Here is a 23,306-nt window from a genome sequence, read left to right as displayed (position 1 = left end):
AATCGATCTTCTTCAATGGGCCAGTGCACAAAGGGAAATCTGCGGGCTAGCTCATCTTGAACTTCTCCGGCGATCAGAGCCCTCAGCTCCTGCGCAGGCTGTTCGATGTGTGGCCCGACGAACCTGAGGCCGATCAGTGGACTGGTTCCTGCACTCTTGTCCCTCGGCCGCGGACCAGCGTCGAGCGCGAAGTGGCAGTGACCGTCACCGAGCATCGATACCGTCCACACGCAGTTCTGCATGTACGTATCAGGGCCGTGCCAGCGGCTTTGCAGATCCCTGGCACGTTGTCAGAACGCTTCTTCCTCCAGTTCCATGATCTCGTTGTCGAGGGAACCCAGGATTTCTTTCGTCGACGCCAGGATGGGCAATATATTCTTCGCGAAGTACGACGCGATGACCACCTTGCCCCGATAGAACGACCGATCCTTTTCCGACGCGTCGCGATCCAAGGCTGCCAGCGCGATTTCGGCCTGTACGAGTAGTCGCCATCCGATGAGCAGGTCACCCACCGCGTACAGAAAGCGCACCGAGCCGAGGCCTATTTTGTACAACTCGGAAGGCTGGTCTTGGGAACCCATCAGATAACCGGTGAGCGTCCCGGCCATCTCTTGCACGTCGGTCAACGCGGTTTCGAGCAATACTCGCTCGGCCTTGAGACGACCGTTGCCGGCCTCGCTGTCGATGAACTCTCGTATGCGACCGGCTACGTGAGCGAGCGCAACACCACGGTCACGGGCGATCTTCCGAAAGAAGAAGTCCTGCGCCTGGATTGCCGTGGTGCCCTCGTACAGGGTGTCGATCTTGGCATCGCGTATGTACTGCTCGATGGGGTAGTCCTGTAGATAACCGGAGCCGCCCAAAGTCTGCAGGCTCTCGGTGAGCAGTTCGTAGGCTTTCTCGGATCCGACGCCTTTGACGATGGGCAGCAGCAGATCGTTCACGCGTGCCGCCAATTCGGCGTCGGCGCCCGAAACCAATTCGGCGACATCGGCGTTCTGGTGTGCGGCAGTGTAGAGGTAAACCGCTCTGAGGCCTTCGGCATACGCCTTCTGCATCGCCAGACTGCGTCGGACGTCGGGGTGATGGGTGATGGCCACGCGGGGTGCGGTTTTGTTTGTCAGTTCGGTGAGGTCCGCGCCTTGAATTCGTTCTTTTGCATACTCCAAGGCGTTGAGATAGCCGGTGGACAACGTTCCGGTAGCCTTGGTGCCCACCATCATCCGGGCATTCTCGATCACCTGGAACATCTGGGCGATACCGTTGTGCACATCACCCACGAGCCAGCCGACGGCGGGAACGTCCGTCGCCCCGAATGTGAGTTCGCAGGTCGGGGAAGACTTTAGGCCCATCTTGTGTTCGACACCTGTGACGTAGACGCCGTTTCGCTCACCCAATTCGAGTGTCTTCGAATCGAAGTGGAACTTCGGAACGTAGAACAGACTCAACCCTTTGGTGCCGGGTCCGGCTCCCTCGGGGCGGGCAAGCACCAAGTGGAAGAGGTTCTCGGCCGTGTCTCCGACATCGCCACCGGAGATGAACCGCTTGACGCCTTCGATGTGCCACGTGCCGTCGTCCTGCCCGATTGCCTTTGTCCGGCCTGCGCCCACATCGGATCCGGCGTCGGGTTCGGTCAGTACCATCGTACCGGCCCAACCGCGCTCGAATCCTTCTTTGGCCCAGTGCTTTTGCTGTTCGTTGCCGATGCTGTAGAGCACGCTTGCCATCAGCGGACCCATGTTGAAAAAGCTCGCCGATCCGTTTGCCGCGACCAACATCTCGCCGATCGCCCAGACCAACGGCGCAGGAGCAGGAACGCCGCCCATGCCCTCCGGTAGTCCGAGCCGCGACCAACCAGCCTCGTTCACCGCCTCGACGGTCTTGCGCAGGGGTTCCGGGACGATGACCGCGTGGTTGGGTGCGTCGAATTCGACAGGGTTTCGATCCGCGTCGGCAAAGGATGCGGCAACCGGGCCCTCCGCCAGCCTCGCTACTTCGGCAAGAATGTTGCGCACAGTGTCGGTGTCGAGGTCCCCGTAAGCACCGGCATCCAACAGTTCGCCGATCCCGAGTACCTCGAACAGATTGAACTCGATATCGCGCACGTTGCTTTTGTAGTGACCCATTGTTCTCCGACCCTGGTGTTGTCAGCAATACGGCGTTGTCAGCAATACGGCTCGTCAGCGGTACACAAGAAAGCCTGCCCCACAAGGAATTCAGTACGCAACCGTAGGTTGAGATCGGCGCCGTTGCTGTGAAGTAACGCCTTTGCGGTGTGCTTCGAAACATGCACTCTTACAATCGGTTGCCGAACGTGGGCGGGAGGCGGTCGAGGAATGCCTGTGCGATGCCCAAGTCGGTTCAAAGAGGTTGCACACCAAACGAAGTAATGATCCTCACCTCAGGGATCGCGCGCAGTCGCCGTGATCAGTGTGTACGCAACTCGGTGAACCAGGAGTGTCCCCCGTTGGTAGCGGAGGTGTTCCTCGATCGGTCGCGGCGGCGCCGAACGCCGAGTCGCTCCCGTTTCATGGACCAATTCGCGCTACCGTCGGGGTAATTACTGTCCGAACCGGGGAGAGGCGCCCATGACACGACGACAGATCCGAGGACTTGGCGCCGCCGTGCTCGTATCAGCCTTGATGACTGCTTGCAGTACCGAGGACACTGAAGGGCCTGGTCCGGGGGCAAGCACGGCAACACGATCGGCGCCCGCCGCGGCGTTCGGTGAACCCGAGAGCTTCGCCGACGGCTTGGACGCGCCCTGGTCGATCGCTTTCCACGGCCGGACGCCACTTGTCAGTGAGCGCGACAGCGCACGAATCCTCGAAGTCGACGACAGCGGAAGCGCCCGTGAGGTGGGAGTTATTGACGGCGTCAGGCCTAGGGGCGAGGGTGGTCTCCTCGGGATGGCAGTACATGAAAACGATCTGTATGTGTACTTCACCGCTGACGGCGAAAACCGGATCGAACGTCATGGAATCACCGGCGATCCCGGAGCGCTTGCCCTCGGGCCGGCTGAGACGATTCTCGACGGCCTCCTGTCGGCCAACTACCACAACGGTGGTCGCATCGCGTTCGGCCCGGACGGGATGCTGTACGCCACCGTCGGTGATGCCGGTGGCCGCGACCGGGCTCAGGATCTCGATTCGTTGTCCGGGAAGATCCTTCGCATGACGCCGGATGGTGATGTGCCGCAAGATAACCCGTTTCCGAACTCGCTTGTTTACAGCTACGGGCATCGCAACTCGCAGGGCATTGCCTGGACCGAGGACGGCACGATGTATGCCAGCGAGTTCGGGCAGGACACCTGGGACGAGCTCAACAAAATCGAAGCAGGCGGAAACTACGGGTGGCCCGAGGTCGAAGGGATTGCGGGCGAAGACGGATTCATCGACCCGCTCCAACAATGGTCACCTGATGACGCCAGCCCCAGCGGAATCGTCATCCACGACGGCACGATCTACATCGCCAACCTCCGCGGTGAGCGACTCCGGGCTGTGCCGTTGACCGACCCCACAACGGCTGACGAGCAGTTCGTCGACACATACGGACGCCTTCGCGACGTTGCCATCGCTCCCGATGGATCGCTGTGGATACTGACGAACAACACCGACGGTCGCGGCGACCCGAACCCCGGTGACGACCGCATCATTCGCGTTCCGTTGCGCTGATGTCGATATCCGGTGAGTACAGCACCTCCCTTCCTGGGATCCCGTCTGTTGCCAGTGATTCACTACTATCGAGACGACAGATATCGCGGGTACGGATCGGAGAGACGGCATGGGGACTTGGGGTTCAGGACCTTTCGACAACGACGTAGCGGGCGACCTGCTCAGCGCAGTACAGGCGGGTGACTACGACATCGACGATTACGCACGCCACCCCGACGACGGCTACCTCGATGCCGATGATGCTCAAACAGCCATCGCTGTCGCCGAGATCCTTGCGGTTGCGCACGGGGTTGCGCCGAAGCCTGTGCAGCTAAGCGACATTGATGCCGCCGGTTACGTCGGAACCTTGAGTCCGGAGCAGAAGGCTTGGGTCCTCGCCGCGCTCGAGCGCGCAGTCTCCGACAGCGACTCGTCGGAGTTGCACGAGTTGTGGGAAGAGAACGGCCCGGAAGACCTCGAGGCTTGGCGGGCACCGATTCTGAGCAGATTGGCCAGTCTCAAAGCGGTGGGATGAGTGTCACCCGCCAACAGGATCTTGGTCATGCGGAGTTCGACGAGGACAGGCTCTGCTTGACGTATCGGGTGGTGTCGTCGGCGAGGATCTCGGCCGACCCGCTTTCGATGCCGTCCAGTGCTTGAGTGGCGACATCGGCAGGATCGATTTTCTGTTCGGCGCGTACGCCCGCGGCCATGTCGGTGTCCATGTACGCGACATGTAATGCCGAGACGGAGATTCCGCGCGGCGCCAGTTCTTCACGAACGGCGTCGGTCATCGCCCACGCCGCGGCTTTCGATGCCGCGTAAGACCCGAGTGCGGCCGGATGGAACCAGGACAGTACCGAAAGAACGTTGAGTACTGTTCCGCCGCCGTTGTTTTCGATGACGGGAGCAAAGGCTCGGGTCACGGTGAGTGGGCCGAAGAAATTGACGTCCAGCTCGCGGCGAACGTCATCGATGTCGCCGACGATCAACGGTGCCGAGGTAGAGATACCTGCGTTGTTCACCAGTAACGTCGCATCGGAGGCGGTGCGTGCCGCGGCCGCGATCGATTCGGTGTCCGTCACGTCCAATTTCAGGGGAATGACACCGGGCAGATCGACAGTTTCCGGATTGCGGGCGGCTGCGTACACCTTTACGCCGCGTTCGACGAGCCCCGCGGCCAAATGGCGTCCGAGCCCGCGATTGGCCCCGGTCACGATGGCAACCGTGTTGTTCAGATCCATGATTCTCCCAGTGCTGTGGCTAGCGTCGGCGGCTCCGACAGTTAGATTATGAATCAAATCTAAGTTCGAGCTAAGATAGATGTCAAGTGAAATCCAAACAGGAAGGCGTTTGATGGGCCGCGTATCGCAGCAACAAGCGGAAGAGAACCGTCGGCGCGTCGTGGAAACCGCAGCTCGCCTGTTCCGAGAGAAGGGCACTCACCTCAGCGTTGCCGACTTGATGAAGGCGTCAGGGCTGACCCACGGTGGTTTCTACAAGCAGTTCGCGTCCAAGGATGCGCTCATCGACGAAGCGACCGCCCATGCCTTTGCGGAACTGACTCAGCTGCACGCTGCGGGACTGGAAAGGCATGCCGGGCAACGTGACGAGGCTCGGCAAGCCCTGATCGACAACTACCTCTCCGTGGAGCATCGCGACAACCCGGCAGACGGATGCCCCGCTGCCGCGCTCGCGGCCGACATGGCGCGCGAGCCTGCAGACAGCGAGGCCCGTCGGGTTTACACGGAGGGAGTCGGGGATTTCGCCGCAGCCCTTGCCGACGAACGAGCCGACGAAAAAGCCGACGAAAAGCCCGACGATGAAGCCGACGGTCTCGTCCGGCTCTCCACCATACTCGGTGCACTAGTTCTCTCGCGAGCTACCAAGGGTTCTCCTCTCTCCGAGGAAATTCTCGATTCCGCGCGCGCTGCACTGATCAGAGGGCTTCGAGAGCCTTCGTCATCTTCTTGACCGTTTCGGGTGCCACCTTGGCCTCGAATCCCGCTTTCAGGAGTGGGGAGGCGATCTTGGCCGCGCCGTTGAATTCGACGTTCGCTCGATAGTTGATTTCGGTGGAGCTTGCGCCGATCGCGGTCAAGGTGATGTCGTCGGTACTGGTAGCGGTCTTGTTCTTGCCTTCGAGTACGACGTGAGTCTGCTCGTCGGTCACCAAGGTGTACGTCAGTTCGGTGCCGATGCCGAACAGCTTGGACACGTTGTGCCACTGGGTTCCGATTGTGATCGGACCGTCCGAGATCTGGGTGCAACTCTCGGTGCCCGGATCCCACAGTGGGGCGTTGGCGAAGTCGCGGAGAAACGCGGCCGCCTTCTCGATCGGTACTTCGGCGGTGAACTTTCGGGTGACTTCGACCATGTTTCGTGCCTTTCGGTTCGGTCTCGTAGGTCTAACTCTCGCGTATCCGGTTCCAAGAGTCAGACACAGAGCATCTCGATCGAGTGCTCTAGTTGATTCCGACGACTTCCTGGGCGATCGCCGCGAGTCTTGCCTGAGCAGCGGAGACGACGCCGTGTCGGTTCTTGTGCGCTTCCTCGTACGCGACGATGTCTCGTACCTGTGCGGCCTCGGTCAGTTCTTTCACCGCGGAGACGGCTTGGGTGACGTTGAGTTCGTCGAAGTCTTCGATGGGAAGTTCCGTGGGCTCGAGTAGCCCACTCGACTTCCGTACTGAACGGAAGACATCTGCGGCGCCGTCCGCGCCTTCTCGACGGGTGACTTTTTCTGCAGTGGCAATAGCCGCATCCCTACTGGCCGAGAGCGTCTTCACGGTCACGTCACCGGCATATGCGCCCCAGCTGATCAGCTCACCCAGTACCGGCGGCGAGGTGCGAACCGCGTCGATGGCACGGTCGAGACTGCGGGTGGACCAGGAGACCGGAACGTTGACCAGCCGTATCGCCGCGCCGGTGGCAGCTTGCATCGGAGTGCGCCGCAAAGCCGCCGGTCCGCCGAGTGCCTCCTCAGCCAGGACGGTCGTCAGCCAGTCCACAGTCGCCGAATGTGCAGTGATGAGTCGGTCGGCCAATGTCGCGACGGTCTGATCGCCGCCGGCGGTGGCCAGGGCCTTGAGGTAGCGGGAACGGTCGAGGAGCTGATGTTCGAGCCCGAGGTCGCCGAGGATCGCCTCGTCGAAGGGCTGAGCCTGTTCGACCATTGCTTTCATTCCGGCAGTCGCCCGTCCGATGAACGGACCGATCAGTTCGGGTACGCCGCCCAGATCGCGGATGGTGGTCTCGATCGAACTGGCTCTTTCGCGACCGTTCTCAGCGTTTTCCGTGAGTTCGCGTCGAACAGCCTCGGTTCTGGCCTGCGCGACGCGTGTTTCGGCGACCTGGATTTCGGCGTGTGTCAGACCGAGGAGGATTCGCAGTTGGGTGATCAAGGCGGACGTGGTTTCGGAGTTGCTCATATCGGGGTCGTCCCTTCGTCGGTGCGTGCTTTACGTGATGTTCAGCTTCTGCTCGACGAGTGCTCCGCGGGCCGCGGATCCACCGCCGCTACGCGGGCTACCCCGACCTACCGCTTGGTAACCACCGTTTGGCAACCACGGCGAATGAACAGATTGCCATTGCCTGGACGAGTGAGACACGGGCCACCCCGAGGTTTCGATTTCGAGTCGGCGGGAAGGTGGCATGTGCTGTGTGTCCATCCACAAGTCCACCCAGAAACTGCGCCAACCGAGGAGCACCGATATGCCGGACCAGTACGCAATGCAGGACCCGACGACGCGATTCCCTGCCCCCATACGTGAGCGGCAGCCGGAGATCGCCCACCCCGGATTCACCGCAGACATGATCTCTCCTCCCGACCACGGTGAAAACACCTATCGAGGAAGTGGTCGACTCGAAGGTAGGCGTGCGATCGTCACCGGAGCAGATTCGGGAATCGGACGAGCGGTCGCGATTGCATTTGCGAGGGAAGGCGCCGACGTTGTCCTGAGTTATCTCGACGAGGAAGAACAAGACGCTCGGGAAACCGTTCGCTGGGTCGAAGAGGCAGGTCGGAAAGCCGTCTCGGTGCCGGGAGATCTCCGAAGTGAGGAACATTGTTCTGCTTTGGTCGAAACCGCGGTGCGTGAACTCGGAGGACTCGACATCTTGGTGAACAACGCAGCGTTTCAGATGGTGCAGATGGGCGGCATCGCCGACATCACCACCGAACAATTCGACCGTGTGATGAAAACTAACCTCTACGCTCTCTTCTGGCTCTCGAAGGCAGCCATTGCGCAGATGAAGCCCGGCTCGACGATCGTGAACACCTCGTCCATCCAAGGTGCGTCTCCTTCTCCCGAGTTGCTCGATTACGCCACGACGAAGGCCGGAATCATCGACTTCACCAAGGGGCTGGCCGCCGATGTCGCACGAAAGGGCATCAGGGTCAATGCCGTTGCACCTGGACCGATTTGGACGCCACTGATTCCGGCGACGATGCCCAAGGAGAAGTTCGAGACATTCGGGGACGACGTTCCACTCGGGCGGGCAGGTCAGCCGGCCGAGCTTGCCCCCGCCTATGTATTTCTCGCATCCGGCGAATCCAGCTACACCACTGGGGAAGTCATCGGTGTGACGGGCGGGAAGCCTCTCACCTGAACACGCGAGGTGTCACGGCAATCCGCGAAATGCGGCCGGGTTCTGGTGAAGCTCGGCAAGCCGGACGTCAACCGCTCCATCTCGCAGCTCTACGATTCTGGTGACACCACGCGCAGGCCTCTTCTGAGTGCGTCGAGCGCTTCAGCGCTGGCACGTCTGCTGACCTCAGCGGTTGCGACCAGAGAAGATCCGTGAAATGTGCCCGGGTACGAGTGCAACTCGACACTGATACCGGCACGCAGCAGCTGGAGGGCATACTCGATTCCCTCGTCGCGAAGCGGATCGAACTCCATGGTGCACACGTAAGTGGGCGGCAGACCGCGGAGATCGGTGGCGCGTGCGGGCGCCGCGTAGATCGAAACATTCGGATCACTCGGACCGGAGTACGACTCACCGAGGTAGTGCCGCCACGACAAGATCGCGTTGGGCCGACTCCACGCCGGGGTGTCGACGAATGTCGTCATCGAGTGTGTTGTCAGCCGGTCGTCGAGCTCGGGAACCTCGAGAAGTTGAAACGCAACAGGCACGATGCCCTCGTCTCTTGCTTTCAATACGATTCCTGCGGCAAGCCCACCTCCCGCACTCTGTCCACCCACCGCGATGCGAGTGGGATCGATGCCCAGTTCGTCCGCGTGAGCATGGACGTAGGTCAAAGCCGCGTAGCAGTCGCTCAGGGGGCCTGGAAACGGAGTCTCCGGCGCGAGACGGTACTCGACATTGGCAACGGCAAATCCGAGTTCACGCGCAACTTCGACGCAGAAAGGATCGCTGGAAGCTGCTGTGCCGATTGCGAACCCGCCTCCGTGTATCCAGAGGAGAACGGGAATCGGGCAGACGATGTTGTCTGGAGTGAAGAATCGGATGGTGACGTCCGGGTCGTTGCCGAGCCCTGGGACTGTCACTTCTCGCAGGCGTACTCCGTCGAACGACAGATCCCGTAGGAGTGTGCCGATCAAGGCGTCGAATGTTGCCCGAGCGGCGGGAAGATCGGCGAAATCGATCTTCGGGAGCATGGTGACCGCGGCAGCGAGTTCTGGGTCGAGAGTGGGGAATGTCGGCATGCCTCCATTTTGCGGCGGATGTCTCCCTCGCGTCTCCAATTGTTTGGAGGAGATTGCCGTTCCTTCGTCCGACGGCTGGCGGACGCTCCCACTTGACATCGTCCTCGTCCTCCTGGCTCTCGCACAGCGCGCTGATCCCAGCTCCGCCTGCCCGCCGCAGATACCCGTCCCGGTCATCGCACCACCGGGAACTACAACCTCGACTTCTGCACTTTTCCCGTTGCAGTCAAAGGTAGCGCTTCGATGAACTCGACTGCATGGATACGCTGATAGGGAGCCACCCTCTCACTCACGTATTCCACCAGTTCGGAAGCCGAAACCATTGTCGTGTCCGGTGATCTGACGACGAAGGCCACCGGGATCTGCCCGACTTCGGGCTTTGCCCTGCCGATCACCGCACTCTGCGCGACGCCAGGGTGGGAGCAGAGCACCTCCTCGAGCTGAACCGGATATACGTTGTACCCCTTGTAGATGATCATGTCCTTGCTCCGGCCGACGACAAACAGATTTCCTTCGCTGTCGAATCTGCCCAAGTCTCCGGTCTTGAGCCAACCGCCACGAAATTGGAGCGCGGTCAGTTCGGGTGCGGCGAAGTACCCGGCGGTGACTTGCGGTCCACTTGCCCAGATCTCGCCCACTTCACCGGTCTCGACTTCTTCTTCGGTTTCCATGTCTCGCAGTGAGATTCGTGTGTCGAAGACCGGTAGACCTACGCTGCCGATCGGTGATCGCGCATCTGGGTTGTTGAGTTGATTGGTGAGAATGGTTGTCGCCTCGCTGAGCCCGTAACCCTCGATGACCTTCGCGTTCGGGAATGTCTCGCCCATGCGACGCAACGTGGTCGTGTCGATGGGGGCGGCACCTGAGAACACCGAACGCACCGAACTCAAATCGTGAGTCGATGTGGTCGAGGCCTCGAGGAGTAGGTGGTAGAACGCCGGTGCGCCGATCAGTCTGTCGATCTGGTGGTGCTCGATGGTCGCGAGGTACTCGTGTGGATCGAACCTGCCCAGTACGAGGGTAGTGGTACCGGCAAGTACGTGATTGCACTGTCCGACGAGAGCCAGTCCGTGAAAGTACGGTGCGACGACGGCAATGACCCCTTCGCCCATTCGCTCCGAATTCTCGTGTACAGCAGCGGGTACCGGAACCATCCGAATGCCACCGTCTTCGTCGCTTTCCGGAAGAGACGAGCTACGCCACGCTGTGGTCTGAATCGTGCTGGCCACCAGATTGCGGTGCAGAACCTGAACGCCCTTCGAGCGGCCGGTGGTGCCGCCGGTGAGCTGAAGATGTGCGACGCCTTGTGAACTCGCCAGTCTTCGGGTGAGGGCCGGCGACTCGAGAAGCTGAGCGAGATCGACGTCCCCGGTCGCGAGGTCTTGCGACGGGCAGTTCTCCGGGGCGGCCGCGGTCGGAGGGGCGACGACGGTGAATTCGAGGTCCGAGTTCTGTGCCGCACGAAATGTCGCCACACTGGTCGGGTGAACCACTGCGGCTCGAGGTGCGAACTCTGCCAACAATTCTCGCAGTGTCTCCGTAGGTTGAGTGTGGTTGACCGGGCATGCCACGGCGCCCGCACACAGAATTCCGAAGTAGGCGACCGGGTACCACAGGGAATTGGGCATCAGGAGAACGACGCGATCGCCAGGTCGAATGCCCCTGTCGGACAATCCTTGCGCTATGCGGAGAGCGTGATCGTAGAGTTCAGTGAAAGTGAGGTCCTCGTCGCCGTCACGTAGAGCAACACGGTCTCCGTAGGCGAGTGCCGAGCCGGCGAGGATAGCGTCGAACGCAACATCCGGGTAATCGAGAGATACTGGCATGAAGGGCATTCCGTGCATATCTACTCCTGACGTAGTTAACCTGCCTGCATGGTCGCGGCGAGCTTCGGCCGCGTGTCGATAGTTGGTGCGTGCTTTTCGCGAAGGAGAACTTCCTGAGTGACCGTGGCAACCAAAACTCCGGTGCGGGTCCAGAATTCACCAATGGCCAGACCCCGTCCGTCTCCCGACGTAGGGCTGCGTTGAACGAACAGCAACCATTCGTCGGTTCGGCAAGGGCGGTGGAACCACACGGCGTGATCGAGTGAAGTGAGAAAGAGCTTCTGGGGCGGACTTCCACCGCCGAGCAGTTCGAGATGGCCGAGAGCAGCGGTTCGCGCCAGCGTGAGGTCCGAGCAGAACGCGAGTGCGGCGGAGTGCATCCCGAGATCGCTCGAGACATCGCCTGCGATGCGAATCCACATGCGGCGGTCCCTGCCGCCGCCGTGGTCGGCAGCGTCGTCGTCGGCCGAATCGCCGCTTATCGGGCGCACTTGCACTGCCTGACGAATGGCCGAGGACGTGATGCCCGACCAGAATCGATCAACGGATTCACTGTGTGCCGGAAGTGATTCCGGTGTGGGAACGTGGGGCATCGCAATATGGCGATCGGGTCCGAATTCCTCCTTCTTGAAGGATGCGGTCAGTGTGAGCAACGCATTGCCGCCCTGGAAGGCGGTCACTTCTCGTAGTGCATAGGTGCCACCGTCTCGGAGGATTCGCACTCGGTACTGCACCTCGGCGCCCGGTCGACCCATGGACAGGAAGTACGCGTGGAGCGAGTTCACGTACCGTACAGGTTCGACGGTGCGGTGTGCGGCGAGCAGGGCCTGCGCGACAACATGACCGCCGTAGGTGCGATCTGGGCCACCGGCACAGCATGTTCCGCGAAATTCAGGTGTCCCGTCGAGTGCAATGCCGGCGTCGGTGAGCTGCAACAGTTCGTCCATCGGGGCTCCTACCGGCTCAGGGATTTCGCGATGATCGTTTTCATGACTTCGCTGGTGCCGCCGTAGATTCGCGACACTCTCGTGTCTGCGTACAACCGTGCGATGGGATATTCGAGGATGTACCCGTAGCCGCCGTGCAGTTGTAGACACTTGTCGATCACGCGGCCTGCCATCTCGGTGCAGAAGAGCTTGCAGATTGCAGCGTCGACGGCGCTCAACTCGCCGGTGTCTTCGAGTGCGACGGCGTGATCGACCATTGTCTGACCTGCGGCGAGATCCGTAGCACATTCGGCAAGAACGAATTTGGTGTTCTGGAAGTCCGCGACCGGTTTTCCGAAGACGCGTCGGTCGCTGGTGTAGGAAACCGCGTGGGCGATGGCAGCGGCCGCGGTGGCGCACCCTCCGGCCGCCATGGCGAGGCGTTCGCGGGGCAGGTTCTGTCCGAGGTAACTGAAGGCCGCTCCTTCCTCGCCGAGTACATCGGTGACCGGCACTCGGACATTGGTGAAGGAGACCTCGCAGGTATCGCTGAACTTCAAACCGATCTTGTCCAATCGGCGACCGACTTCGAAGCCTGCGGATTCGGTGTCGACGACGAACAGCGAGAGCCCGCCCCTGCGATTCTCACCTGGATCGTCGGTACGGGCGACCGCTACCATGTGTGTTGCCTGAGACGCGTTGGTGATAAAGGTCTTTGCGCCGTTGAGGATGTAGCTTTCTCCGTCGTCGGAGAGCTTTGCGGTGGTACGAATGGCGGCCAGATCCGAACCCGTACCCGGTTCGGTCATCGCCACGGCAAGCACGGCCTGCCCACTCGCGCAGTCGGGCAGCCAGCGCTTCTTCTGATCCTCGTTTGCGAGAGTGAGCAAGTAGGGCAGAACGATTCCGGCGCTCGCGTGGTAGTTACCCAATGAGACACCGGCCAACGCAGCTTCCTCTCCGATGATCATCAGATAGCGATAGCTCGTCGGCCCCGCGCCGCCGTACTCCTCCGGGATGTCGAAGCCCATGACTCCCAATTCGCCGAGCTTGCGGTAGAACTCGCGTGGGGCGTATCCCTGTTCCTCCCACTTCGCGAACTCCGGGACGACCTCCTTGTGTAGAAAGGCCCGGAACACCTCACGAAAGGCGTCGTGCTGATCGTCGAAGATTGTGCGCTTCATGGGAAGTCTCCTTGTTCCGCGGACGACGCGGGGTTGGCTAGGTGTAGAGGCTGCGCAGCGACCGTTTGTCGGTCTTACCGGTGGCCGTGGTCGTCAGTGCTTCGACGAAGGCAACTGTGCGCGGTGCTTTGTATCCTGCGACTTGGGTTTTGACGTGCTCGCGAATTTCTTCGGCGGTGACAGACAGGTGTGGTTTGAGGACGACCACGGCATGCACGCGCTCGCCCCACTGATCGTCGGGCAAACCGATGACGGCGCAGCGCAACACCGCGGGGTGGTTGGTGACGGCGTCCTCCACCTCGGCCGAATAGACGTTCTCACCGCCGGTGATGATCATGTCCTTGGCGCGATCGACGATGAAGATGTACCCCTCGTCGTCCATGTACGCGAGATCTCCGGTGTGCAGCCAGCCTCCGCGTAGCGCTTCGGCGGTCTCTTCCGGGCGGTTCCAGTAACCGAGCATGATGTGCTCGCCGCGGGTGACGATCTCTCCGACGGTGCCCCGCGGCACCTCGTTGCCTTCCCGGTCGACGATGATGATTTCGGCGTGAAGGCTTGCGCGGCCCGCAGAGCGCAGGCGAGGACCGCCGGCACGGTGGTCCGAACCGAGCAGGGAGACGATGACCGCGGTCTCCGTCATGCCGTATCCCTGGACGAAGTTTGCGTTGGGGAAGTGCGACATCGCGCGTTCGAGGACGGCCGCGGGCATCGGAGCGGCTCCGTAGACGATCGATCTGACGCTGGTGACGTCCGTGTCCGGGAAGGCCGGATGGTTGTAGAGCATTTGCAACATGCTCGGGATCGAGGTCATGGTGGTGATCCGTCGGCCCGAGATGAGCTCGAGCACATCGCCGGCGTCGAAGCGGTTGGCGAACACCACTGTGCCGCCGACCACGGTCTGGGCCAGCATGCCGAGCAATGCGGCAATGTGGAACAGAGGAGCCATCACCAGAGTGATGCCACCGATCTCGCAGGACCGGGCAAAGCCGGTACCGCCGAGCAGGGCGGTCGAGAGACTGCGATGAGAGTGCATGACGGCTTTGGGAGTACCGGTGGTTCCGCCGGTGTAGATCAGCGCGGCCAACGTGTCGCCGCCGGCACGCACGTCGTCGACCTCGGGGCCTTCGATGATCAGGTCTTCGAAACCCGCCATTCCGGCGGGAGCCGGCTCGTCGCCCATGTAGACGAGCGTGACGGTGGCGTCGAGTCCGGACACCAATAGCCGGCATTCCTCGTCGACGAGTACAAAAGCGCTGCCGACTCCGGTGACCGCGTCGGTGACTTCACGGACCGAACCGTGACGGTTGACGAGATTGACGACAGCGCCGATCCACCACGTCGCCATCAACGACTCGAAGTAACGGTCGGAGTTGAACGCCAGGATGCTGACCCGGTCGCCCGGACCGACGCCGCGCTCTCGCAGGGCTCCGGCGAGCCTGGCGACTCGCTTCGCGATCTGTGGGGCGGTGCGCTCGCGATGCTCGCAGACGGTCAAGGGTCGGTGCGGCTGTTGTTGAACCGCCCTGTGCAGAAGGTGGGTCAGATGCATGGGCTCGCGTGCTCCTCGAGTCGGGTGGTGCAGACGGCGGATGGTCGGGGTGCCGACGAATCGACACCCCGACGACGAGTTAGTCGATCAGGAATTCCGCGTCTCCGACGAGGGCGTTGACACCGTTCTGACGAGCGCAGACAAGTTCGACACGGGCACGTCGACCGTCCTCGGCCTCGTAGATGTCGACGACGACAGCAGAGCAGGTGAGTTCGTCACCGGGCCAGACCTTGTCGGCGAATCGAATCTTGAATCGACGCAGGTTCTCGACACCCAGCCATTCGGTGACGTAGCCGGCCAGCATGCCTGCCTGAAGCATGCCGACGGAGAACACGGACGGGAAGCCGGTCTCACGGGCGAACGTGTCGTCGTGGTGCAACGGATGGAAATCACCCGAGGCACCCTGATACTTGACGAAGTCGGTGCGAGTCAGTGGAGGGAAGGTCTTGCTCTCGGCCTGCTGTCCGGTTACGACGGTTTCGGTCGTGGTGGTCATTTCCCCTCCTCCTTGCCGCCCGTTGTGGCGGTCTCGATGATCGTGCTGTTCTGCGTCGCGATCAATTCTCCGGACTCGTCACGGAACTCGGTGATCATCTTCGCGAAGGTCATCACCCCACCGCGCTTTCCGGGCTTTTCGAAGCGGTCACCGACGGTGGTCTCGGCGGTCAGCTTCTGGCCGGCTCGTGGAAGTGGCCCGTGGAAGATGTACTCCTCCTCTCCGTGGAGGATGCGACGACGGTCGAATCCGAGCTTGGCGAAACCGGATTGGTCTGCGGGCTCCCAGATCATTCGGCCGCTGGTGAGCATGGTCGGCGGGATCACCGCATCCTCACCGGCATGCTGTTCGGGGTTTGCCTTCACGGCCCGGACGAATTCCTGGACCTTGCTGTAGTCGAGCGGGAAGGTGTAGCTCACTTGGTTTCTCCTTCGATCTTCGGGATGCCGGCGCGCCGGGTCTCGACCGACTTGAGGAAGGCGTCGTCGCCGAGAAGCTTTGTCAGTTCACCGATGTCCAGCTGTCGGTCCTCGCGAATTTCGTCGGCGATCGAGTAGCCGCCGTAGAGACCCACGTAGCCGCCGTAAACGGCAAAAACCTGTCCGTTGAAAGCGCATTCGGCGCTCGACAGATATGCCACGAGCGACGAGCAGTTGGCGGGGTTGTAGCGGTCGAAGACAGCCTTGTCGACGGGCTCACCGACCAAATCCTTGATGCCGGGCGTGGCTTTGACAGGTTCGGTGCGCGCGACGGGAGCGATGGCATTGGCCTTGACGCCGAATCGCTCGAATTCGCGAGCGGCATTGACTGCCTGGATGGCCAGACCGGCCTTGGCTGCTGAGTAATTCCACTGTCCGTAGTTGCCGTGCAGTCCGGATCCGGAACTGGTGTTGACGAGGTTGCGTGTCTCGTGCACGCCTGCCTTCGACTGGTCGCGCCAGTATCTTACGGCGGCGCGGGTAGCCGAGAAGGTGCCCTTGAGGTGCACAGCGATAACCGAGTCGAACTCTTCCTCGGTCATGTTCCACAGCATCGCGTCGCGGATGATGCCGGCGTTGTTGACCACCGAGTGCAAGTTGCCGAAGGTGGATACTGCTGCCTCGGTGAGCTTCTCACCGACGGCCATCTCCGCGATCGAACCCTCTACCGCGATGGCCGAGCCGCCGGCAGCAACGATTTCGTCTGCCACCTGTTGCGCTCCGCGCAGGTCGTTGACCACGATGCTGGCGCCTTCGGCTGCCATGAGTAGTGCGTGTTCGCGGCCGAGACCTGCGCCGGCCCCGGTGACGATGGCAACGCGTCCGTCGAGTTGTCCCATGATGTTTCCTTTCGTTCTTCGCGCCGAGCTACGGCGCGGCGGTGTTGAAGACTTGGTGGAAGTGGTTGCTACGCAACCTTTTCGTACAGCGTGATGACGCCGGCGCCGCCGAGACCGAGGTTGTGCTGCAGTGCGAGCTTTGCTCCGTCGACCTGTCGTGCGTCGGCGGTGCCGCGCAACTGCCACACCAATTCGGCGCACTGAGCCAAGCCGGTGGCGCCGAGCGGATGCCCCTTGGACAGCAGGCCGCCGCTGGGATTGACCACAACGCGGCCGCCGTAGGTGTTGTCGCCGTCGAGGATGAACTTCTCGGAGCACCCTTCTTCTACCAATCCGAGGGCCTCGTACGAGAGCACCTCGTTGACCGAGAAGCAATCGTGCAGTTCCACGACCTGGATGTCGCGCGGATCCACTCCGACCTTTTCGTAAATCCGTTGCGAAGCAACGCGAGTGATGTCCGCGCCGACGACTTTGAAGACGTCGTCGTCGGTGAAGACGCTGGGGAAGTCGGTGACCAGCTCTTGAGCTGCGATCGCCACACCCGGTGTGAGGCCGTGGGCACGCGCGAAATCTTCGCTGCAGATGATGGCGGCGCCGGCTCCGCAGGTGGGCGGGCAGGCCTGCAAACGAGTCAGCCCGCCGTACAGTGCCTTTGATTCGAGCACTTCCTGCTCGGTGACCGGCTCACGGAAAACCGCGTACGGGTTGTTGGCAGCGTGCTTGCGGGATTTTACCGAGATCTTCGCGAACAGATCCGGCGAGACCCCGTACCGCTTGGAGTACTCCTGCGCGGCGGCACCGAAGTACTGCATCGCCATGGACGGGTTGGCGGGGTCGATGCCGTAGGTGCGGTCGAGGACTTCGGCGTGCCGCTCCATCGGAGCCGGGCGATCGCCCCAATGGTTGACCAACGCCCCGGGCTGCATCTGCTCGAAGCCAACGGCGAGTGCGCATTCGACGACGCCGGACTCGACGGCCTGCCTGGCCAACCACAGCGCGGACGAGCCACTCGCGCAGTTGTTGTTGACGTTGACAACCGGAATTCCGGTCATGCCCGCGCCGTAGATGGCGCGTTGACCACTCGTCGAATCCCCGTACACGTAGCCGGCGTAGGCCTGCCCGATCTTCTCGAATCCGATTCCTGCGTCCGCGAGCGCGTTGGCAATGGCCTTCGCGCCCATCTCGTAGTAGTGCTCGCTGCGCCCTGGCTTCGTGAACGGGATCATTCCGACCCCGGCGACTAGTACTTTGCGACTCATCGGTGCTCCCTTGTGATTACTGGTCTTCGTGCTTTGGTGGTTGATTCGTTGTGTGTGAGGCGTATTCAGAGCAACTCGAGGATGGTGGCGTTGGCCATGCCGCCGCCCTCACACATCGACTGCAAGCCGTAACGGATTCCCTCGTCACGCATGTGGTGCACCATCGTGGTCATCAACCGCGCGCCGGAGCCTCCCACTGGATGCCCGATGGCCATGGCGCCGCCGTTGGGGTTCATCAGCGAATAGTCGGCTCCGGTCTCGCGCAACCAGGCCAGGGACACGGCGGCGAATGCCTCGTTGATCTCGAACGTGCCGATGTCGGCGAGCGTCAACCCGGACTTCTTCAGCGCCAGCGCCGTTGCCGGGATCGGGCCCTTGAGGATGCTCACCGGATCGGTACCGGTCACCACTGCAGTATGAATGCGGGCGATCGGTGTCCAACCGTGTTCACGCGCAATGTCACTGGTCATCACGAGGAGAGCGGCGGACCCGTCGGAAACCTGGGAAGCGTTTCCTGCCGTGATCTCGGTTCCCTCGAACGCCACCGGCAACTCGGCGAGGCGTTCCATGGTCCCGCCGCGACGGATACCTTCGTCCGCCTCGATGATCCTGGTACCACCTTCGGCATCGGTGACCGTGACCGGTGCGATCTGGCCGGCGAAACGACCGGCATCGACAGCGGCAGCAGCACGGGCATGCGAGTCGAGGCCGTGTCGGTCCATGTCGGTGCGACTGATGCCGTACTCGTCGGCGATCATCTGAGCGCCGAGACCTTGGTTGAATCGCTCGATGTTGTAGCGCCCCAGTACGAGTGGTCCGTGCATCGGACCGTAATCACCGGCACGGGCAGCTGCGCCGAGGGGGATGACGCTCATCATCTCGACTCCGCCCGCGACTGCGACGTCGTACTGGCCCGAGATCACGCCGGCCGCCGCCTGGTGTACGGCCTGCTGCGAAGAGCCGCATTGACGGTCGACGGTCACGCCAGGGACATGTTCGGGCCATCCTGCACCGAGTACTGCCGACCGGGCGATACAGCCGGCCTGCATGCCGAGGGTTCCGACGCAACCCCAGATCACGTCGTCGACGATTGCGGGGTCCAGCCCGGTTCGCTCTGCCAGCGTGCGCAGAACGTGCGCTGACAGATTGACTGCGTGCGTGGTGGACAACCCACCACCACGTTTGCCGACCGGTGTCCGTACCGCGTCGACGATGACTGCATCACGCATGAAAACTCCTGTGTCCGAGTCGGTTGGAGATCAGAGACCGATGTCTTTGGCGATGATGGTCTTCATGACTTCACTGGTACCGCCGTAGATGCGCGAGACTCTCGTGTCGGCGTACAGGCGAGCGATGGGATATTCGAGGATGTACCCGTAGCCGCCGTGCAGTTGTAGGCACTTGTCGATCACGCGCCCGGCCATCTCGGTGCAGAACAGCTTGATGCGTGCAGCATCGGCGGCGGTGAGCTCTCCGGAGTCGTCGAGATCGAGTCCCTTGTCCACCAGGGCCTGCGCGGCAGCGACTTCTGTAGCGCATTCGGCAAGAACGAATTTGGTGTTCTGGAAGGATGCAACCGGCTTACCGAAGACTTGGCGCTGGCGGACGTACTCCGACGCGTACTCGATCGCCGAGGCCGCACAGGCGGTCTGGCCGACACCGATGGAAAGCCTTTCGCGGGGGAGGTTTTGGCCGAGGTAGGAGAAGCCCTTGTCCTGCTCGCCGAGGAGATTCTCGACCGGAACTCGAACATCGGTGAACGACAGTTCGTTGGTGTCGGAAGACTTCATGCCGATCTTGTCGAGCTTGCGTCCGAAATTGAAGCCGACACTGTCTGTGGGAACCACCAGCAGGCTGAGTCCGAAGCGTCGGTCCTCCTCGGAGGGTGCGGAGGTTCGAGCGGCTACGACGCAGAGTTCCGAGTTGCGGGCACCGGTGATGAAGGTCTTGGCGCCGTTGAGGACGTAGTGGGTGCCGTCTTCGGACAGGCGCGCTGTGGTCTTGATGCCCGCCAGATCCGATCCGGTCCCCGGCTCGGTCATGGCGATGCAGAGCATGGTCTCGCCGCTCGCCACTCCCGGAAGCCACCGTTGCTTCTGTTCGTCGTCGGCCAGGCGCAACAGGTACGGCAACACGATGCCGATGCTCACGCCGTAGTGTCCGAAACTTACTGCTGCACGGGCTGTTTCCTCTTGCATGACAGCTTGGAATTTGAAGCTGGTGGGTCCGGCGCCGCCGAACTCCTCGGGGATGTCGAAACTCGTCGCTCCGAGTTCTGCAAGCTGGTTGAACAACTCACGCGGTACCTGGTTCGCGTTCTCCCACTCCGGGTAGTTCGGCGTGACCTGCTTGGCGATGAAGGTCCGGATGGTCTCGCGGAATGCCTCGTGCTCGGGGGCATAGACGGTACGTTTCATGATGCGCTCCTGAAAATCTGTGATGAGATGACGTGTTTTGGGTCAGACGCGTCCGGCGTCGACGACGAGGCAATGGCTGTTGATGTAGTCCGATTCGGGCGTGCACAGCAGGTACACCGCCCCCGCGGCTTCCACCGGAGTGCCGCCTCGGCCGAATGGGATCATCTTCGACGCGACGGCCAAGCGGTCAGGGTTGACGCCGACGCGAATCTCGCGGCCGTCGATCGTCAACGTCGCGTTCGCGTCCGCGGACACCTCGGTCATTCTCGTGATGATCAGTCCGAAGGCCACTGCGTTGACGTTGACCCTGTACCGGCCCCATTCCTTGGCAAGAGTCTTGGTCAGTCCGATCAGGCCGGCTTTGGCGGCGCCGTAGTTGGATTGGCCGGCGTTCCCGTAGTACCCCGACACCGACGACACGTTCACCACCTTGCGGTGGTACTCGGTCGGATTGGCTTTGATGAAAGGTTGCGCCGCACGCAGGATGCGGAACGGCGCCTTGAGATTTACGTCCACGATGGTGTCCCACTGCTCGTCGGTCATCTTTTGAATCACCGAGTCCCAGGTATATCCGGCGTTGTTGACGATGATGTCCAGACCGTCGAAGGTTTCGACCGCAGTGCTGACGAACCGCTCCGCGAAACCGTCCTCGGACACTGAACCCACAAGGCTGACTGCTTGTCCGCCGGCAGCCTTGATGTCGTGCTCGGTCTGTGCAGCAGCTTCGGGATCGAGGTCGTTGATCGTCACCGCTGCACCTTCGCGGGCGAATTTGAGTGCGATTTCTCGGCCGATCCCACGACCCGACCCGGATACGAGAGCGACCTTTCCCTCCAGATTGCCCACGGTCCCAGTTCCCGCGATCCCATTTCCCACGGTGTTCCCTTTCGAGTGAAGAGTGTTGTAGCGAAACGTAATTGGCGGCATTCCAGACCGGCGGTTGCTCCGGCGCTGCGATGCCTCGAGGCGCCGTGGCTCCGAGCGCTTCATTCGCAATTACTGATGATTCACTTTTAGGCCTTGAAAGTATGTATGTCAAGCATCTTCGCTGTAACTGCTGGTCGGATACTGTTCCAACACATTCACAGTTGCGTGTGAATCTGGCGGGATGGGGCACCGATGGCGAGTGGCGGACGCTCTCGGGTGCCGGAAGCTGCGTCAGTCACCACCAGAGTTGGGGGGGCGTTGAGTAAGCGGGTTTCGGAGGATCTGACCTTTCGGCAAGGTCACCAGTGTCGTCGGTAGTTTCAAGTGACCCTTGACACAGTGGTGAAAATAGCCCAAAGTGAATCTCAAGTAATTCTTTGACGCGACATCGCACGAGAATGCCTACGCACGGACGGCTGAACCGAAGAAGTCAACCTGAGGGAGGCGGGCATCCAACTGTGTGTTTCTGCCTATCTGGCAGTGCTATTCGGTGATTCGCTCTCGAAGAATGACCAAACTGACACGTCTTCTCTGCGGAAGCGGAGCGTGATGGATCTCGATTCCGAACATCGATGTGAACCCGAAGTGTCACCAATCCAAGCGGCAAGCCTGCCCCTGCACTGCGTTGGCAGTGCCCGTTGATCAAACCGTCTCCTCGAAGGATCCGACAGTGACAACACCCCGGACAACACCCAAGACAACGCCTCGTCAAGTGGCAACACACCAACAAGTATCTTCGGGTACAGCAGTGCCTGAACCTCCCGAATCACGCCGCCGTGCTTGGGGTTTGACCTCGCTTCTGGTTTTCCTGACCGTCATCAACTGGGGAGACAAAGCGGTATTGGGCATCATTGCCCAACCGCTGTCCAAAGAGCTGGGGTTGACAGCATCCCAGATCGGTCTCGTAGGTAGCTTGTTCTTCCTCACCTTCACGATCGGCGGCTTCTTTTCCGGGGCGATCGCCCGAATAACGACACTGAGATGGGCGCTGGCGGTGTTGGCCCTGCTCTGGTCGGCGGCAATGCTTCCGATGGTCATCACGGCGAGTTTTGCTGTGTTGGTAGTCAGTCGGATGCTGTTGGGTTTGGCTGAGGGGCCGAGCGGACCTTTGACACACACCGCCGCGTTCTCCTGGCATCCACCGGCGAAGCGCGGACTTCCGGGTGCGCTTCTAGCGGGGTCGGCCTCGCTGGCGAAGATTGCCGTGGCTCCGGCGCTTGCCTTCGTGACGGTCACGTGGGGGTGGCGTGCGGCCGTGGTCTGCATGGCGGTGCTCGGCGTGTTGTGGTGCGTGCTCTGGTTGCCCCTGTGGTCGCAGGGCCCCTACATCCGTAGTGGAAAGCGTCGAGAAGAGGCGGGCGTCAGTGCAGCCGAGACTGACGAGCCGGCGGTGCCGTGGATGCGCATCTTCCGAACGCGGACGTTCATCAGCTGCACCATGCTGGTGATGGCGATATACGCCATCGTCGCGGTTGTGCTGACCTGGCTTCCGTCGTACTTCGAAGTGGGCCTGGGATACAGCCGACTGCAAGCTGGTTCGATGTTCGCATTCCCCAGCATTGCGGGCCTGATTTTGATGTTGATCCTCTCCTCTTCCGGAGATCGTCTGACTTCTCGCGGCGCCACGTCCCGCCTGATTCGAATAATCGTTCCCTCGGTGGGTGTGCTCGTCAGCGGAATGATCATGGTGTTCCTGCCCTACGTGTCGGCCCCTGCGCTGGCGGTCGCGATCGTCTCGGTCGGATATGGGTTCCTGGCGTCCGGCTATCCGCTGATCATCGCCACGATCTCTGAAATTTGTCCACCGCGGCAGACCGCCGGAACGCTGGGAGTTTTCATGGCAATGATGGGAATCGGGGGCTTGATCGGCCCCTACGTGACCGGGCGGATCGTCGACGCTGCCGATACTCCGGCTGCCGGCTATGCCACTGCGTTCCAGGCCTTCGGATTGGTTGCGGTCCTGTTTGCTTTCGGAACCTTGATTTTCGCCAACCCCGAGCGTGACAAGGAGATCGTCTGGAAAGCTACGAGTCGAACGTAGCTGCGTGACGCTCCCGAGTGCACAGAATAGTGGGTAAC

Annotated in this window: 21 protein-coding genes; 5 read left to right on the top strand and 16 right to left on the bottom strand. The window is 61.5% G+C overall.

Going from position 1 to position 23,306, the window contains the following annotated elements:
* Positions 1–290 precede the first annotated feature (290 nt).
* Positions 291–2,126, bottom strand: coding sequence for an acyl-CoA dehydrogenase (locus tag ACFT1A_RS20010; RefSeq protein ID WP_378448417.1), 1,836 nt, complete (start codon positions 2,124–2,126; stop codon positions 291–293).
* A 462-nt stretch (positions 2,127–2,588) separates the two neighbouring features.
* Between ACFT1A_RS20010 and ACFT1A_RS20005 the strand changes: the two genes are divergently transcribed.
* Positions 2,589–3,674, top strand: coding sequence for a PQQ-dependent sugar dehydrogenase (locus ACFT1A_RS20005; RefSeq protein ID WP_378448416.1), 1,086 nt, complete (start codon positions 2,589–2,591; stop codon positions 3,672–3,674).
* A gap of 109 nt (positions 3,675–3,783) precedes the next feature.
* Positions 3,784–4,188 (top strand): DUF4259 domain-containing protein, encoded by a 405-nt coding sequence (locus tag ACFT1A_RS20000; RefSeq protein WP_378448415.1) that lies wholly within the window; start codon positions 3,784–3,786, stop codon positions 4,186–4,188.
* A gap of 25 nt (positions 4,189–4,213) precedes the next feature.
* Here the strand turns inward: ACFT1A_RS20000 and ACFT1A_RS19995 are convergent, their stop codons facing one another.
* Positions 4,214–4,897, bottom strand: coding sequence for an SDR family oxidoreductase (locus tag ACFT1A_RS19995; protein ID WP_378448414.1), 684 nt, complete (start codon positions 4,895–4,897; stop codon positions 4,214–4,216).
* Positions 4,898–5,009: 112 nt separating this feature from the next.
* Here ACFT1A_RS19995 and ACFT1A_RS19990 point away from each other — a divergent pair, with 112 nt between their 5' ends.
* Positions 5,010–5,627, top strand: a complete 618-nt coding sequence (locus tag ACFT1A_RS19990) for a TetR/AcrR family transcriptional regulator (protein WP_378448413.1) — start codon at positions 5,010–5,012, stop codon at positions 5,625–5,627.
* Here ACFT1A_RS19990 and ACFT1A_RS19985 read toward each other — a convergent pair.
* Together ACFT1A_RS19985 and ACFT1A_RS19980 are read right to left on the bottom strand one after the other, a co-directional pair.
* Positions 5,593–6,030: an SRPBCC family protein gene (locus ACFT1A_RS19985; RefSeq protein WP_378448412.1), complete on the bottom strand. Its 438-nt coding sequence runs from the start codon at positions 6,028–6,030 to the stop codon at positions 5,593–5,595. The genes ACFT1A_RS19990 and ACFT1A_RS19985 overlap by 35 nt on opposite strands.
* Before the next feature lie 88 nt (positions 6,031–6,118).
* Positions 6,119–7,084 carry a ferritin-like domain-containing protein gene (locus ACFT1A_RS19980; RefSeq protein WP_378448411.1) on the bottom strand — a complete coding sequence of 322 codons (966 nt, stop codon included), beginning with the start codon at positions 7,082–7,084 and terminating at the stop codon, positions 6,119–6,121.
* Positions 7,085–7,367: 283 nt separating this feature from the next.
* On the opposite strand from ACFT1A_RS19980, the gene ACFT1A_RS19975 reads away from it, so the two are divergent.
* Positions 7,368–8,264: an SDR family oxidoreductase gene (locus ACFT1A_RS19975; RefSeq protein WP_378448410.1), complete on the top strand. Its 897-nt coding sequence runs from the start codon at positions 7,368–7,370 to the stop codon at positions 8,262–8,264.
* Positions 8,265–8,353: 89 nt separating this feature from the next.
* Here the strand turns inward: ACFT1A_RS19975 and ACFT1A_RS19970 are convergent, their stop codons facing one another.
* The 12 genes from ACFT1A_RS19970 to ACFT1A_RS19915 form a co-directional block, all read right to left on the bottom strand.
* Positions 8,354–9,325 (bottom strand): alpha/beta hydrolase, encoded by a 972-nt coding sequence (locus ACFT1A_RS19970; RefSeq protein ID WP_378448409.1) that lies wholly within the window; start codon positions 9,323–9,325, stop codon positions 8,354–8,356.
* 191 nt (positions 9,326–9,516) lie between these two features.
* Positions 9,517–11,151 carry a class I adenylate-forming enzyme family protein gene (locus tag ACFT1A_RS19965; protein ID WP_378448408.1) on the bottom strand — a complete coding sequence of 545 codons (1,635 nt, stop codon included), beginning with the start codon at positions 11,149–11,151 and terminating at the stop codon, positions 9,517–9,519.
* A 35-nt stretch (positions 11,152–11,186) separates the two neighbouring features.
* On the bottom strand, positions 11,187–12,098 hold the full coding sequence (locus ACFT1A_RS19960) for an acyl-CoA thioesterase (RefSeq protein WP_378448407.1): 912 nt from the start codon (positions 12,096–12,098) through the stop codon (positions 11,187–11,189).
* Between the two features lie 8 nt (positions 12,099–12,106).
* Entirely contained in the window at positions 12,107–13,261 is a 1,155-nt protein-coding gene (locus tag ACFT1A_RS19955; RefSeq protein ID WP_378448406.1) for an acyl-CoA dehydrogenase family protein, read from the bottom strand.
* Positions 13,262–13,298: 37 nt separating this feature from the next.
* Positions 13,299–14,810 (bottom strand): long-chain-fatty-acid--CoA ligase, encoded by a 1,512-nt coding sequence (locus tag ACFT1A_RS19950; protein WP_378448405.1) that lies wholly within the window; start codon positions 14,808–14,810, stop codon positions 13,299–13,301.
* Between the two features lie 79 nt (positions 14,811–14,889).
* Positions 14,890–15,306, bottom strand: a complete 417-nt coding sequence (locus ACFT1A_RS19945; protein WP_378448404.1) for a MaoC/PaaZ C-terminal domain-containing protein — start codon at positions 15,304–15,306, stop codon at positions 14,890–14,892.
* The gene (locus ACFT1A_RS19940) at positions 15,303–15,725 is read right to left on the bottom strand and encodes a MaoC family dehydratase N-terminal domain-containing protein (protein ID WP_007735631.1); all 423 of its coding nucleotides are present in this window, start codon (positions 15,723–15,725) and stop codon (positions 15,303–15,305) included. The genes ACFT1A_RS19945 and ACFT1A_RS19940 overlap by 4 nt, the downstream gene beginning before the upstream one ends.
* Positions 15,722–16,624 carry an SDR family NAD(P)-dependent oxidoreductase gene (locus ACFT1A_RS19935; RefSeq protein WP_378448403.1) on the bottom strand — a complete coding sequence of 301 codons (903 nt, stop codon included), beginning with the start codon at positions 16,622–16,624 and terminating at the stop codon, positions 15,722–15,724. Before ACFT1A_RS19935 ends, ACFT1A_RS19940 begins: the two co-directional genes overlap by 4 nt.
* Before the next feature lie 68 nt (positions 16,625–16,692).
* Entirely contained in the window at positions 16,693–17,883 is a 1,191-nt protein-coding gene (locus ACFT1A_RS19930) for a lipid-transfer protein (protein WP_378448402.1), read from the bottom strand.
* A 65-nt stretch (positions 17,884–17,948) separates the two neighbouring features.
* Positions 17,949–19,112 carry a thiolase family protein gene (locus ACFT1A_RS19925; protein WP_378448401.1) on the bottom strand — a complete coding sequence of 388 codons (1,164 nt, stop codon included), beginning with the start codon at positions 19,110–19,112 and terminating at the stop codon, positions 17,949–17,951.
* A gap of 30 nt (positions 19,113–19,142) precedes the next feature.
* Positions 19,143–20,300, bottom strand: a complete 1,158-nt coding sequence (locus ACFT1A_RS19920; RefSeq protein WP_378448400.1) for an acyl-CoA dehydrogenase family protein — start codon at positions 20,298–20,300, stop codon at positions 19,143–19,145.
* Positions 20,301–20,342: 42 nt separating this feature from the next.
* Positions 20,343–21,146, bottom strand: a complete 804-nt coding sequence (locus ACFT1A_RS19915) for an SDR family NAD(P)-dependent oxidoreductase (RefSeq protein ID WP_378448399.1) — start codon at positions 21,144–21,146, stop codon at positions 20,343–20,345.
* Positions 21,147–21,975: 829 nt separating this feature from the next.
* Here ACFT1A_RS19915 and ACFT1A_RS19910 point away from each other — a divergent pair.
* A complete protein-coding gene (locus ACFT1A_RS19910; RefSeq protein ID WP_378448398.1) occupies positions 21,976–23,268 on the top strand; it encodes an MFS transporter in 1,293 nt (430 codons plus the stop codon).
* Positions 23,269–23,306 lie beyond the last annotated feature (38 nt).

It is taken from the genome of Rhodococcus sp. NPDC057135 (assembly GCF_042670865.1).
In the GTDB taxonomy this organism is placed as follows: domain Bacteria; phylum Actinomycetota; class Actinomycetes; order Mycobacteriales; family Mycobacteriaceae; genus Rhodococcus_F.
The sequence above is the reverse complement of the archived record's forward strand: the minus strand, read 5'-3'. Positions and strand labels throughout refer to the sequence as shown.